Source organism: Methylobacterium cerastii (assembly GCF_022179125.1).
GTDB lineage: Bacteria > Pseudomonadota > Alphaproteobacteria > Rhizobiales > Beijerinckiaceae > Methylobacterium > Methylobacterium cerastii.
In genome coordinates, this window is the sequence record NZ_BPQG01000087.1 from 19857 (window position 1) to 33350 (window position 13494).

A 13494-nucleotide genomic window follows, 5' to 3' on the forward strand; every position below is an offset into this window, starting at 1 on the left:
ACTTATGGGCCGCCCCAGGCTCTCAAGAGCTAATCGTCGGCTTCCCGACTCCTCAGGCGCTCCGAGCCTGATCGGGATGGCGGCCCTCCGCGAACTCCTCGACGATCTTGGCGCAGAAGGCCGGCAGGTCCTTGGGCGTGCGGCTGGTGACAAGCCCCTTGTCGCAGACGACCTCCTCGTCGACCCAGGTGCCACCGGCGTTCTCGATGTCCCGCCGTACGGTGGGGTAGGAGGTCAGCGTCCGTCCCTTCACGACGTCGGCCTCGATCAGGGTCCACGGCCCGTGGCAGATGACCCCGACCGGCTTGCCCGCGGCGAAGAAGTCCCGGACGAACGCCACGACATCCTTGCTCGCCCGGAGCTTGTCGGCGCCGACGCATCCGCCGGGGATGACGAGCCCGTCGTAGTCCGTGGCCGACGCCTCATCGATGGTTCTGTCCACCTTGTAGCGGCCGGCGGGATCGAGGTCGTTGTTGACCGTCTCGGCCTCGCCGGCCTCCAAACCGATGACCGTCACGGTCGCCCCGGCCTGCTTCACCGCCTCATGGGGCTTGGCGAACTCGGGCTCCTCGGTGCCGCGCGGTGCGATCAGGATCGCGATCTTCTTGCCCTGTAAGCTCATCTCATCATCCTTCTGGGTGTTGGGCTTCATCAGAGGCGCGGCTTGCGCCGTTCCTCACGCCGGGATGCGGTCGATGCCGGCGGTGTCTTCGGCCGCCACGCCGTTCTCGCGGTGGCGGAAATCGCTCAGCGCGCGGTAGACCTGTAGCCGCGCCCGCATCACCGAACCGAGCGGTCGATGCGCCGCGAGGCTGTGCGCCGGGCGGAAGGTCATGACCTCGTCGAAGTAGCGCACCCGGTCCGGCGAGTAGGCGTCCTGGCGCGGCAGGCGGAGCGTCGCCACCGTCCGGTACGGGCTGACCGAGACCGGCCAGTCGACCGAGGCGTCCTCGATGGGCTGCCGCTCGGCATCGGCCCAGAGCTGCGCCTTCAACTCGAACACCACCTCGATGTCCCTGAGGAAGGCGACCGTGGCGTGCCGGAAACCGTCCTCGTCTTGGTTCGGGTCCAACTGCCACTCGGACAGCGCGCGCTGCGCCTCGGTCGCGGGCACGGCCCCGAGCTTGGCCACGTAATCACCGAAGCGTACCGGCGCCTGGCTGAAGTAACTGTCGGCAAGCGGATGGCTGTAGGGGTGCCCGAAGAAGTCGGCGAACGCGCTCTCGGTGCCGAAGGCATGGAGCGCCTTGTTGATGTTGCGCATGGTCGACGACACCGCGCTCTTCACCCCCTCCGGCAGGCCGGTCGACTTGCCGATGACCGTGCCGTCGCGCAGGAAGCCCGCCGCCGTGCCGGACGGGAAGGTGGTCCCGGTCGCCAGCACGAAATCCTGGGTGTCGACGGAATGGCCGGGTAGCTTCTTTCCCGGAACGTCAAAAACCTTGATGGACATGCCGCGGTGGGTCGACACCCGGTCACCCAAGGTCTCGCCTGGTCCTTGAGCGAAACGAACCGCCACAGGGTGGGTGCCGGGCGTGGCGAACAACCCCTGCGCCAGTTCGGGTGGCAGGCCGGCGGAAATCGTCAACTCGCCCGTCACGCAGGCCGAGCTTTTGGCATGGCTGGCACGCACGGCATGGTGCTCGCGTGCCTCGACCGTCTCCGATTGCTGCGTCATGCCTTGGATGATTCCGTCAATCGTCTTCTGCTCGTCCGGCGCGGGCCGCTCAATGTCGGGCGCGTATCGAAGGTAGGTCAGGATTTTCCTCCCGGTGATCAGGGAACTGAAGCGGACCGCGGCAGGGGAGAGCGCAGCGGACGCGGGGTTCGACGTATCGAGTCGAAAAGGGAATCCTGTTTCGAACATCGGGGGGCTGCGCGCCGTTCCCGACCCATGATGAATTCGTGTCCGTGTAAAGTCCGCCTGAGTTCAGCTGCGCTATAAGTTGGCCTCGAAGCGCTGCTTCGTCTCGGCGGCAAAAGCAGTTGGACCATGGACCAGTTGCTGAGCGGAGGAGGCAAGCTTAGCCGCTATGTTCGACGACCCTTGGATGACCGTGGGCTCGGTTGTTCGACGAGCAATTTAAGGCGCATCCTTACCAACCGTTTCAAGGATTACCCGCACCGTCTCGGCAGGCTGATCCCAGTGCGGGAAGTGGCCGCAGTGCTCGAACCAGTGCAGATGGGCCGACGGGAATGATACCTGGGCGCGTGCAGCCTGGCGCGGCAGCAGCAGGTGGTCCTGGCGGCCCCAGCCTATGGCAACAAAGCCGGGGGTCGTTGCCGAACCCTGCTGCAACGGCCCGTGTGCCAGCTCACGCAGCATCGCATCGAACACCGGTGTGGCCGCCAGACTCTGCAACTCCCCTACGACAAGCTGCGGTGGCAGCGCCCACGGACGGGCCGACAGTTGGGCCAGTAGCAGCGTACGGGTGACGGCGTGGCGCGACAGGCCGGGATGGAAGGGCTGCAGCAACCGCACCAAGCGTATCGATGCCGCGAGCGTCCAGTGGAGCCAGCGCGTTTCCCACCCACGCCAGAAGCCGCCAGGATCAAGCGCTACGCAGTGCCGACCGATGCCCCGCCGCGCCAGCTCCAGCACCAGCCGGCCTCCCACCGAACTGCCGACAAGGTCCGCTGTCGTCAGGCCTTGAGATGTCACGAAGCCGGCGAGGGCGTCCGCGTGGGCCTCCATCGTCTGCCGACCGGCGAGCGGGGCCGACCTGCCATGTCCCGGCAAGTCGACCAAAATCAGTTCGCGCAAGTCGCGCAATGCGGGCAGGAGCGGATCCCAGGTGCGGAGATTGGACCCGAGCCCATGGACCATAAGCAGCGGCCGGCCCGTGCCGAGGCGTTCAAAATGTAGGGACATGATGGCATTGTCCTTCAATATTTGCGCTGCAATCCGAACAGTGGTCCGTCGCAGATTTCGTCAGGCCGGACGTCTCCGTCAGGTCCATGGGCCACTCATATCGGACGCTTCTGGGCAAGGTCGCCGGTCTGATAGTCTGCTACGGTGCGGGGCCGATCCGGCTTCGCAGTTTTGGAAGCGCCGGATGTCACCGGTGTGAGACATCACAGATGGTGCTTCCCCTCGTGGGAAGGTCAGCGCCCCTCCCATCGTCGTCTACCTTCGGACGCGACGAACGGTACGTCCCGGGTGCCGCTACGAACGTTGGAATGCGGCGCGTGGCCTTCCGGACATCATTGCCACGTCCGCACAATCCATACGTCCGTTTTCGGGATCCGCACGGCCTCGCGTGAATGACTGCGTTGGGTCGGGAGCCGTCCGTCCGCTCTATGAACAGGTTGGGTGGATTGAAGCTGGTCCACTTCGGAGCAGCAACTGACAGAAGCAGACGTCGCCGCCGGACCCTCTAGAGCCTGTTTTTTGGCAGTGCGGGTGTTGCAGCTCGGCCTCGTGTTACTGGCGTAGGACATGTTCAGGCTAAAGGTGATACTTAAGAAGTCCACCTTCTGGATCGCGGCGTCCTGAGCCGACCTCGTTGCGTAGTGGCGCCGTTAGAAGCGGTAGGTGACGTTGCCCTTCGCCCCGTGGTCCTGCGCGCGGCTGCCGATTTGCCCGGCGTAGGATAGGCCGACGGTCATGTAAGGCAGAACGATCCAACTAAGACCGGCCTCCATCACCACGGCGCTGCGATCGACCGGCGCGCCGCGGGTCAGCGCCGAAACGCCACCCGTGTTGAAGGCTAGAAGTGCGGTTGGCGTCACATCACCGAAGGCGCCGCGATAGCCGACGAGCCCGCGCAGCAGGATCGGCAAGCCGCCGACGAAGCCGTCGATCCGCGCCTCCGCCCGCACGCCCGCCGTGGCGGTCGTCACGGTGGTGTCGCGTGCCGCGCCGGCCAGTGCCGCCGCGCCGCCCAATTCCGAGAAGGCGTCCTGGCCGACGCGGATCATCGCGCCGCCGGCGAAGGGCTCCAGCGTCAGGCCGGCGAGATCCATGCGGTAGCCGACCTCACCGAACGCCTGCGCGACGCTGCCGCCGTAGGCGGCGTGAGTGTTGTCGCGGAAGCCGGCGAAGGCGACGTCGCGCCGGGTCTCGGTGTCGCTGACGCCGTAAAGGCCGCCGATCCGCAGGTCGAACGCGCCCAGCCCGATCCCGGCATAGACCGACCCGAACCCGGTCTGGACGTTGCCGCTCGACAGTCGCAGCGGCACTTCGAGCGCGGTGTCGGTGTAGCCGGCTGCTGCACCGACGCGGATCATGTCGCTCGCCGCCACGTCGCCGCCAACGACTAGGCCCGCGGTGTTGCGCCCGAGGGCGGCGGCGTTGCCGTCCGAGGCGGAGCGGCCAAAGCTGCCGAAGCCCTGGCCCCAAAGGCCGACGACCCGCTGGTCGAGGCTGCCGGGTCCGAGGCCGGTGCCGCATTCGGGTACGGAGTTCAGCGGTACCCGGGCGACCGGCGCGCGCTCGGCCGGCAGGCCGGAGCCGGCCGGCGTGCAGGTAAGGCCGGCGCCGTCCGCCCAGCGCATCCTGTCGAGAATCGCCTCGCGCACTAGTCCGCCGGCCTCGACGAGGGCTGTAACCGCGCTGGCGTGGACCTCGCCCGAGAGCGCGTCGAAGGCCTGCCGGGCCTGTGCGGTGGAGAGTGGACCGACCGCGTCGTAGACGGCGTTGCCGGCGCCGAGCGACTGCGCGCGCCGGCCGGCGCCGACGCCGTTGAAGGTCGCGCCGGCGGTGTCGAAGCCGAGGTCGTTGCGGGCGAGATATAACTGCACGGTATCGTTCGCATAAGTCAGCGACGGCGTCAGGAAGGCGAAGTTCGCGGTCACGCCGGCGAACCGCCCCTGCACGCCGCCCGCGGCGTCGAGGATCGTGTAAGTGGTGTTTGCGCGGTAGGTGCCGGCCTGCGCCTGAACGTCGACGAGGCCGCCCCGCAACGACGCGATGCCGCCCGCCACAATCCGGTCGCTGTGACCGGCGGCGTCCGCCTTCACCTGGTAGGTCGAGGCCGCCTCGAACAGGACGTTGCCGTTAGCCGACAGCGTACCAATCGCATCGTAGCCGGGAGCCACGCGGCCACCACTTCGGATGTTGAGGCCGCCGAGCGTGCCGGTACCCTCGATGATCGCGCCAGAGGCGACGGAAACGTCGGCCGCGCCGAGGTTGCCGCCGACCCGCAAGTGCCCCTCCGCCACCGTCACGCTGCCGGCAAAGGGGCTGTTGCCGGTGAGATCGAGCCGCCCGGCGCCGGCCTTCACCAGCGCGCCGGTGCCGTCGATGGTGCCGGAGAACAGCGCATTGCCGCCATTCGAGCCCACGGTGAAGGTGGCGCCGCCGAGTGAAACCCGGCCGTCGCCGTTGAGCGCGGCAACGCTCTGGTTGGTGCCGGCGAGGTCGAGGCTTCCGGCCCCGGCGACGATCAGTGTCGTGCCCGCGGGGAGAGCGCCGGCGATCCCGGCCCGCAGGATCCCGTTGGTGACCGTGGTGGCGCCGGAATAGCTGTTCGCTTGGGTGAGAAGCACGGTGCCATCGCCGCTTTTGGCAAGGGAGCCGGACCCCGACAAGACCGCATCGACGGTGCCGGCCTGAAGCCCGTAGATTGCGCCGCGCAGGGTGCCGTTGCGGATGGTACCGGCGGTGAGCACCACCGGGCCGGCGCTCGCGCTGGTGCCGCCGAGGTCGAGCGTTCCGCCGCCGACCACAAGGGCGGCGTCCGCGGCGCCGAGGCGTCCGGTCGAGGTCAGTTGCAGCGTGCCGCCATCGACGCGGGTACCGCCTGAGTAGGTGTTGGCGCCCGACAGCGTTACCGTGCCAGCGCCGGACTTCACGAGAGGGCCGGGGCCGGTCAGCGCGGCATCGATACTGCCGGATTGCACGTCGTAGACCGAGCCGCGCAGCGTCCCGTCGGCAATGGTGCCGCCGGTGAGCCGGACCAGCCCGACGTTTTGCGTCGTGCCGCCGAGGTCGAGTCGTCCGCCCGAGACCACCAGCGCTGCGTCGGGCACACCGAGCGTCCCGGCCCCCGTCGTCGTCAGCGTCCCGGCAGTGAGGCTGGTGCCGCCGGCATAAGTATTGGCGGCTGAGAGCGTGACGCTGCCCGTGCCAGCCTTCGACAGGCCACCAGAGCCGCCGACCGAGGTCGCCAGAGTCACGTCGTCCGGCCCGTCGCAGGCGAGACCTGTCGTGGTCGCCGCGCAGGCGGCATGCGCCGGACCCACCGGCACTGTCATCGCCGCCATGCCGAGTATCAGCGGCAGCAAGGCGGTCGTCGCGAGTAGGCGGCTTCGTGGCGGGCAGGAACTGGCGTGCGACATGCGGCCATCCGAAGGCGCGGAGAGACGGTCCGGCGGCCGCATGGCCGCCGGCCGGGTGCCGAGTGTGACGGCACGACGACGCGGTGAAGACGAATTCCAGTTGGCGGCGAAACGATTAACGCAACCTCAACCATGTTGAAAAAATACAATCGTGGGTTGTTTTCCTTAAATCGATATCAGTGCCGCGGTTGCCAAGCCGTGTGTAGGTGCCTGAGGGGCCGCGAGCGCCGTCCTTACCTTCGCCTAGCCGGCAGCGGCTGTCCCATGTCAGCACCTGTGGGATAGATTGAGGGTCCTCACGAACGGAGGATGGCCGGTCCATCGTAGCCCCCGAGGAACGAAGATGAAGCAGACTTGAAGTGCATGACGCGCTTGCCGGCCACACGGGCAGCGGTAGTGTTGGGCGGAGCTACGGAAGCGGCTTCGGGTTGAGGGCCCTGGCGGAGGAGATAGCTCGGATCAAGGCGCCTGAGGCGGTGCGAGGCCTGACATCAAACCCGGACGCCCGCCCCTGAGGTTTCCTGAGTCTGTCGGGGACCGAACAGGAGGCCACGGCTTGACCGACCACATCAGCCACCAGCCGTTCAACATTGAATGCTGCGCGCTCCTGCGTAGTTTGCGCTGTATGAACAGTTTCGATCAGTCAGGCGTTTAGATCAGCAAAGCGTATAATCTTCGCAGTATGGTGCCGCTCGCTAATGGTAGACTTGATGAATTCGGAATTCGACGGTTCGGTCGAAACGGATCAGACCGGATGGCTTGAGCGCCTGCGCACAAGCCTGACGACGTGGGCAGCATTTGCGCTGCTTTTGACTCTCCTGATCGTCACTATCGCTCTGTGGGGCTATGCAGCTTGGTGGGCTCTGATGAAGTTGATAGAGCTATTCGCCTGATGGCTCATGCCCAGGCGCTTGGTGGCACCAGATCGCGAACTCGACAGTGCCGGCAAGCCAGCATGCACAGAGCAGGATCGGAGCGCTAAACACAAAGTTCATTTCTGCACCCTCCCTGGTTTTAATTAAGAACTAGTGGCTAGGAATTACTTAGGTGGCAACGAAATTCGATGCTGCACTGCGACGCGGCGACGCTTTGGGCGCTCCTATCTTGGAGCAGACCACTGGCAAAAGGCGCGACGGTCTAGAAATGCCGTAAGCCAGCGCTGCGTGCGGTGCGCGGCCGATCTCAGCTGCTCCGCGGTCTCCATGATCGCCGCAACATACTGAATGACGTCCATGACCCGGGCGCCGTGCACAGTTGAAGTTACTCTCGCAGGAACTCCGACGTTGAATCCGGGAAAAATTCCGCAGCTTGAAACATGGCGTTATGCTAGATGATTATATATTAATATTGACGGAGTAACAATCGTACTCGTAATTGATAACTCCATAAGAAAAACAACAACATCACCGTGTGTTTTTGGCTTATCCTTTAGTATGAAATCAGCCGGCACTGACAACAAAAGAAATGGCAATGAACATGTGACGAAGACAGCGCACAAAGCGTAGTATGGGATCACTGCCACGATTAGCAGCGGGACCGAGAAATCAAGCCGTTTCGTTTCGCTCAACGTTGCAGACATGTAGGGCATGAAGCAAATCCCTGTTCCACCTAGAGTGCAACCAGAGATAGAATTACATTTATTGACACAACCGCAAGGGCATGGCGCCGCATTCGCGCGTCGGAGAATACGCAGGCTCGCGTTTGATATGTGGCGTCGGTTCCGAGGCGTCCGCACTCAGACGGTGCCTCTGAGCGAACCTGGCGGCGTCGTACGAGCGCTTACGCAGACACGAGCTTCTACGGACCGTGGCCGCTGCGCACTGGCTGAGTAAGTGCCGGCATGCCACGTCAGGCTATGACAAAACCGGATGCGAACCACTGCGAAGTGCAGGTCGATGGTGCCTGGAAGCTTATCAGCCTCATCGAGGCACAGGGGATATACGTTAAAGCGGGAAAGCGCTGTCCGGCCTGCCACGGCCGTGTTGCAGTTTCTGGTTCATACACTGCGCTCGGCAAGCGAGTGCTCGTGCATCGTCGAAACCACGATGGATGCCCGCTGATTTCCAAGGCTTATTGCGGCATACCTTCGCTGCATCCAGAAGCGGTAGAGTAGCCTCGTAATGAAGGCGTCTTCGGAGCAGTGGCAATGAGCACCACGATCACCAGCGACCTGCTCAAGGCCAAAATCGTCACCGATGACGAGGTGAACGCTGCCGTGGACGTGTTCATGAAGGACGCGACAGTGAACCTGTTCCGGTTCGCCAGCGGCCACACGATGGACCCTGCAGCCTCTGTGAAAGCGTACAAGCCAGCGCGCGGCGGTGGCCGATCCAGACCGGACGGAAAAGTTTCGGCGGGGGATGGTGCGGACCGCCATCCTGCTAGGATGTACGGAGGTTTCGTGAGTGACGATCCCTGTCAAGAAGCCGCTGACGTTCTCCGCACGATTGGATGGAAGGTGGAGCCGGCCGGCGACGATCTGGGCTCGTGGCTGGTAGACGGCGAGCAACTTGGACATGCCGATCTGATGGCACTTGCCCGCCTCATAGGGCTAATTGCCGGCCCCGAGCTTATCCAGTGAAGCCGACCGAAACCGCACCGGCCAACCACAGAACGGCGCGGTGTCGGCGGGAATCGCCGAGCAGGTCTTCGGATCACTCCGCCGCTTGTTGAAAGCGCAGACGCTGGTTCTGCCCGATGGTGCGCGAGATCAGGGAGCGGCGCGCGCTGTAGCTCGGCGCGACAAAGGGATAGTTCACCGGGAGGCCCCACTTGGCGCGGTAGGCCTCGGGCGACAGACCACGCTGGGTGAGGTGCCGGCGCAGCGCCTTGTAGGGCTTGCCGTCCTCGAAGCTGATGATGGCGTCCGGCGAGATCGACTTGCGGATCTCCGCATCGGTCGGCTTCGTCAGTACTGGCTTCGGCGAGGTCGCCAGGTCGGTGATCGAGCCATGGACCGTGCGGATCAGGTCCGGCAAGCTCGTGGCCGGTACAGGGTTGCGAGCGATGTAGGCGGTGAGGATCTTGGCGGCAATCTCGATGGGGTCTGTCGTGGTCTGCACGGTTCGTCTCCTTCCGAATGCTGTCGGGTCGGTGCGTGTCCAAACGTGCTGTCGCCCGGCGCAGGATATTTTCCGTCGTCGATCACCCTGGACGGTCACGGCAAGTCGGCCTGCCGTCGGACGATTATGCGCCAGCAACCTGGAAATACAACTTCTGCGCGATTTGATTGTTGGATGCGATCTACTTAGAATTGATTAACAGGCTCAATTCGGTTGCGATGAGAATCCGACTAGGGCGAGACCCTGCCATTTTGCCCATCGAAGCCTCGGTTTAGGCACCCGTTGCGAGCCTCGGCCCCGCCCTTCAGGCATGCAATTAAAGGTTGTGTGAACGGCCTCCGCCTGTCGCCCCATCTGAACGGTTTGGGGGGCCTGCTGCCACGAACGGCAGAGGTGTAGGTGAAGATGTCAAGCCTCAATCAGGCTTGGTGCATCGCGCTAGCGAAACCAACCAGAAGGCTTTTGGCCATTTTCTGCTGTTTGCGAGAGCGGGGGGTTACGTCCGCTTTCCGGCGACGACGATGTCGTCTCGTACGGCCGAGTTGGGTCGGATGCGGAGCGGCCGCTTCTGGGCGGACAGTCGGACTCCGCCGACCAACCGGTGCGATCGTTCGGCGCGGGCACCAAGCGTCAGACTTGGGTTCGTCCGCACCACTTCTGTCGCCCGTCGGACTCGGCCAATGGGCGAGCCTTATTAATCCGTGGGATGACACGGAGCTGACACGCGCCTCATGCCTCTGCAGACTACCGCCCCATGAGTTCCAATACCGCGCGCACATGCGGCTCCGGGGCTTCGTGCGGCAAGAAGTGGCCGACATTGGCCAGGACCCGCCGATCATAGGGACCGGTGAAGTATCGAGCATGTCCGGCACTGCCCTCGGCCACGGTTACGCCGTCCATCTCGCCCTGGAGCGTGATGGAGGGCACCGCGATGGTCGGTCGTTTGGCAAGGCCGGCCTCGATCTCGGCAACGGCCGGGTCACCGGGCGCCGCGCCGTAGCGGTGACGGTACGAATGAATGGAGACGTCGACGAAATCGGGATTGTCGAAGCTCACTGCGGTACGATTGAACGTGGCGTCATCGAACTTCCAGGTCGGCGACCACTGTTCCCAAAGCTGCCGACAGAGGGGGCGGCGGTTCTGGGTGAGGCCTGCACGGCCGCGCTCAAGTTGGAAGTACCATTGATACCAGAAGCGCACTTCCAGAGCCGGTGCGGCGGGCTGTCCGGATGCGGCTATGTCTTGGATGTTGTAGCCGGCGCCGGTGACGAGGCCGGCCACGCGCTCGGGCCACAGTGCGGCGACGACGCAGGCAGCCCGCCCGCCCCAGTCGTATCCGACCAGGATCGCACGCGGGATGCGTAGGGCGTCCATCAACCCGAGTAGATCGTGACCGAGCGCAGCCTGCTCGCCCGAACGTGGCGTCTCCGCGGAAAGGAAACGCGTTGCGCCGTAGCCGCGGAGATACGGCACGTAGACCCGGCAGCCGGCGGTTGCGAGTTGTGCCGCCACGACGTCCCAGGCGCGGGCATCGTCCGGAAAGCCGTGCATGAGAATCACCGCGGGTCCGGCCTCGGGGCCGCGCACCTCGCAGGCAATCTCAAGCGTGTCGGTACGGGGTCGAAGAATGGTGACCTGTTGGCCGTCCTGCTGGGCGTTAGCGGGAGTCATCATCGATCCTAGCGTGGAGCCGGCCAGCAAGTTCTGGAAGCCTCTTCGTGTCAACATGGGATGCTTCCCTGCAATGGCGGGCGTAACCATACGTGCGGGGCGCTCGTACGCGCCCCGCACATTATTGATTCACAGTATCTTCGAAGCTTACTCGAACATGTCCGGCTGGGTTGCCGCGATGTGAGAGTACAGCGTCTGGAAATGCAGCCACCCGATGTAGTCGCTTCCCACGTGTTCGCGGCTGTACTTGGCGGTTTTCTCGGAAATGGTCTCCGGCTTGATGCCGGTCGCTTCGACGAGGAGTTGCTGCTTGCAGGCCCGCTCCAGGGCGATGAACCAGAACGCGGCGTCATCGATGCTGTGGCGGCTGCACGTCAGCAGACCATGGTTCTGGTGCAGCACGCCCCGGTTGCGGCCGATCTGCTTGGCCACGGACGAGCCGCTCTCCTTCTCGACCGCGACCGCACCGGCGGAGGCGCCGATCACCGCGTGGCTGTTGTAGAAGGCTGCAGCGTCCTGGCTGATCATGTCGAGGGGCCGCCCGGTGGCGCACCACGCGGTACCGTAGACGGTGTGCGCATGGCACATCGCCATCACGTCCGGGTACTCGTCATGCACGGCGGCGTGAAGCACGAACCCGGCGCGGTTGATCGCATACTTGCCCTCGACCACGTCGCCCTTGTGGTCCGCCAGGATCAGGTTGGACATCCGCACCTGCGAGAAGTGCACGCACATCGGGTTGGTCCAGTAGAGCTCGGGGCGCTCGGGATCGCGGATCGTGAGGTGGCCGGCGAAGCCGTAGTCGAACCCGTGCATCGCGAAGGCGCGGCAGGCCGCAACGAGGTGCTGCTTCCGGTAGGTGCGCTCTTCCTCGAAGTTCTTGAACTCCGGGATCTCGGGGAAGATCAGGCCGGACTGCTCCGGCTGGTAGATCGAGATGCGCTTCCGGCCTACGCTATCCGGCGTGAGCTCGATGGCGACGTCGTGGTCGTGTTCGTCCAACATGTTCACTCTCTCTGCTGGGTTGGTGAGGGAAGGCTCAGCGGTTGACGAGGCGCTTGGGCATCGTCAGCGCGAGGAGGCTGCCGACTGCGAGACAGGCGGCGAGCGTGTAGACCCCGAGGCTGGTCGACTGCGTGCGGTCGATGATCCACCCGATCAGGTAGGGGGAGACGAAGCCCGCGAGATTTCCGACCGAGTTGATCACCGCGATGCCGGTGGCGGCCGCCGCGCCGGCCAGGACGGCCGTGGGCAGGCACCAGAACTGGGCCAGGGTGACGAGGACTCCCATCGTGGCGATGGTCAGGGCGATCTCGGCGACGACGAGATTGGTGGTGAACTGGATGCTGACGAGCCACCCCAGCGCTCCGATCAAGCCGGGCACCACGATGTGCCAACGCCGCTCGTGCGCCACGTCCGACATGCGTCCGACAACGATCATCGCGACCGCCGCGGCACCGTAAGGAAGGGTCGTCAAGACACCGATGGTCAGCGGGTCGGAAACGCCCGCGGCCCTGATGAACGTCGGCAGCCAGAAGCTGACGCCGTACAGTCCCATGATGAAGAAGAAATAGATCCCGCTGAGAAGCCAAACCCAGGGACTGGTGAAGCCGTCGCGAAAGCGATGGCCCGTCGCGCTCGCATTGTCGGACGCAACGTTTCGAGCCAGGATCGACTTTTCCTCAGCGGTCAGCCACTTGGCCTTGTCGATGCCGTCATCGAGATAGGCGATGACCATGAAGCCCATCACGACGGACGGCAGCGCCTCGATCAGGAACATCCACTGCCATCCGGCCAGGCCATGGAGTCCGGCCATGTTGTTCATGATCCAGCCCGAAAGCGGCCCGCCGATGAGGCCTGCGATGGGTATTCCGGTCATGAACATTCCGATGATCGCACCACGTCTCTCGGCGGGGTACCAATAGGTGAGATAGAGGATCACGCCCGGGAACAGGCCGGCCTCTGCGACGCCAAGGAAAAAACGCAAGACGTAGAACATGGTCGGCGTCGTCACGAACATCATCGCTGCGGAGATGATCGCCCAGCTCAACATTACGCGTGCGATCCAAAGGTGCGCGCCAACTTTGTGCAATATCATGTTGCTTGGAACTTCAAACAGGAAGTATCCCAGAAAGAATATTCCTGCTCCAAGGCCGTAGACGGTCTCGGTGAACTTGAGATCGTTCAGCATTTGCAGCTTGGCAAAGCCTACGTTGACGCGGTCGAGATAGGCCGCGACGTAGCAAGCGAATAGGAACGGGATCAGGCGCCACGTGACCTTTCGGTACAGGCGTGCTGTCGCGTCGATTTCAGGTCCCGTAAAGGTAGCTACCCCTTGTACCATGGCGGCGTCTCCTCGGCATTATTATGCGAGTCGCCGGTCGAGCGGCGTCTCGGTCGGACTTTTCCTGCCCAGGCCACTTTTGACAAACGAGGAATTTTCTTGGATGGGTGAATTGTGTGTAGGGCGGTGACAAAA

11 protein-coding genes are annotated in these 13494 nt (G+C 64.2%); 3 read left to right on the top strand and 8 right to left on the bottom strand.

All coding sequences use genetic code 11. The annotated features are described in order from the left end of the window. Positions 1-52: 52 nt before the first annotated feature. The 4 genes from MFF13_RS23185 to MFF13_RS23200 all read right to left on the bottom strand — a co-directional run bounded on the left by MFF13_RS23185 (position 53) and on the right by MFF13_RS23200 (position 6282). Positions 53-622 (bottom strand): type 1 glutamine amidotransferase domain-containing protein, encoded by a 570-nt coding sequence (locus MFF13_RS23185; RefSeq protein ID WP_147765288.1) that lies wholly within the window; start codon positions 620-622, stop codon positions 53-55. 54 nt (positions 623-676) lie between these two features. Beyond that, a complete protein-coding gene (locus tag MFF13_RS23190; RefSeq protein ID WP_238273055.1) occupies positions 677-1759 on the bottom strand; it encodes a catalase family protein in 1083 nt (360 codons plus the stop codon). 324 nt (positions 1760-2083) lie between these two features. Further along, a complete protein-coding gene (locus MFF13_RS23195) occupies positions 2084-2872 on the bottom strand; it encodes an alpha/beta fold hydrolase (protein WP_238273047.1) in 789 nt (262 codons plus the stop codon). A 650-nt stretch (positions 2873-3522) separates the two neighbouring features. After that, positions 3523-6282, bottom strand: coding sequence for an autotransporter outer membrane beta-barrel domain-containing protein (locus MFF13_RS23200; protein ID WP_238273048.1), 2760 nt, complete (start codon positions 6280-6282; stop codon positions 3523-3525). 710 nt (positions 6283-6992) lie between these two features. Here MFF13_RS23200 and MFF13_RS23205 point away from each other — a divergent pair. The 3 genes from MFF13_RS23205 to MFF13_RS23210 all read left to right on the top strand — a co-directional run bounded on the left by MFF13_RS23205 (position 6993) and on the right by MFF13_RS23210 (position 8863). Beyond that, positions 6993-7175: a hypothetical protein gene (locus MFF13_RS23205; RefSeq protein ID WP_238273049.1), complete on the top strand. Its 183-nt coding sequence runs from the start codon at positions 6993-6995 to the stop codon at positions 7173-7175. Between the two features lie 962 nt (positions 7176-8137). Then, complete coding sequence (locus tag MFF13_RS26670; RefSeq protein WP_505744302.1) at positions 8138-8395, top strand: hypothetical protein; 258 nt, start codon at positions 8138-8140, stop codon at positions 8393-8395. Positions 8396-8428: 33 nt separating this feature from the next. Next, positions 8429-8863, top strand: coding sequence for a hypothetical protein (locus MFF13_RS23210; protein WP_238273050.1), 435 nt, complete (start codon positions 8429-8431; stop codon positions 8861-8863). A 73-nt stretch (positions 8864-8936) separates the two neighbouring features. Here the strand turns inward: MFF13_RS23210 and MFF13_RS23215 are convergent, their stop codons facing one another. The 4 genes from MFF13_RS23215 to MFF13_RS23230 all read right to left on the bottom strand — a co-directional run bounded on the left by MFF13_RS23215 (position 8937) and on the right by MFF13_RS23230 (position 13359). After that, a complete protein-coding gene (locus MFF13_RS23215; protein WP_238273051.1) occupies positions 8937-9344 on the bottom strand; it encodes a Ros/MucR family transcriptional regulator in 408 nt (135 codons plus the stop codon). Between the two features lie 744 nt (positions 9345-10088). Continuing rightward, positions 10089-10973: an alpha/beta fold hydrolase gene (locus MFF13_RS23220; protein ID WP_373322598.1), complete on the bottom strand. Its 885-nt coding sequence runs from the start codon at positions 10971-10973 to the stop codon at positions 10089-10091. Between the two features lie 189 nt (positions 10974-11162). Beyond that, the gene (locus MFF13_RS23225) at positions 11163-12020 is read right to left on the bottom strand and encodes a class II aldolase/adducin family protein (RefSeq protein WP_238273053.1); all 858 of its coding nucleotides are present in this window, start codon (positions 12018-12020) and stop codon (positions 11163-11165) included. A gap of 34 nt (positions 12021-12054) precedes the next feature. Further along, on the bottom strand, positions 12055-13359 hold the full coding sequence (locus MFF13_RS23230; RefSeq protein ID WP_238273054.1) for an MFS transporter: 1305 nt from the start codon (positions 13357-13359) through the stop codon (positions 12055-12057). Positions 13360-13494: the final 135 nt, after the last annotated feature.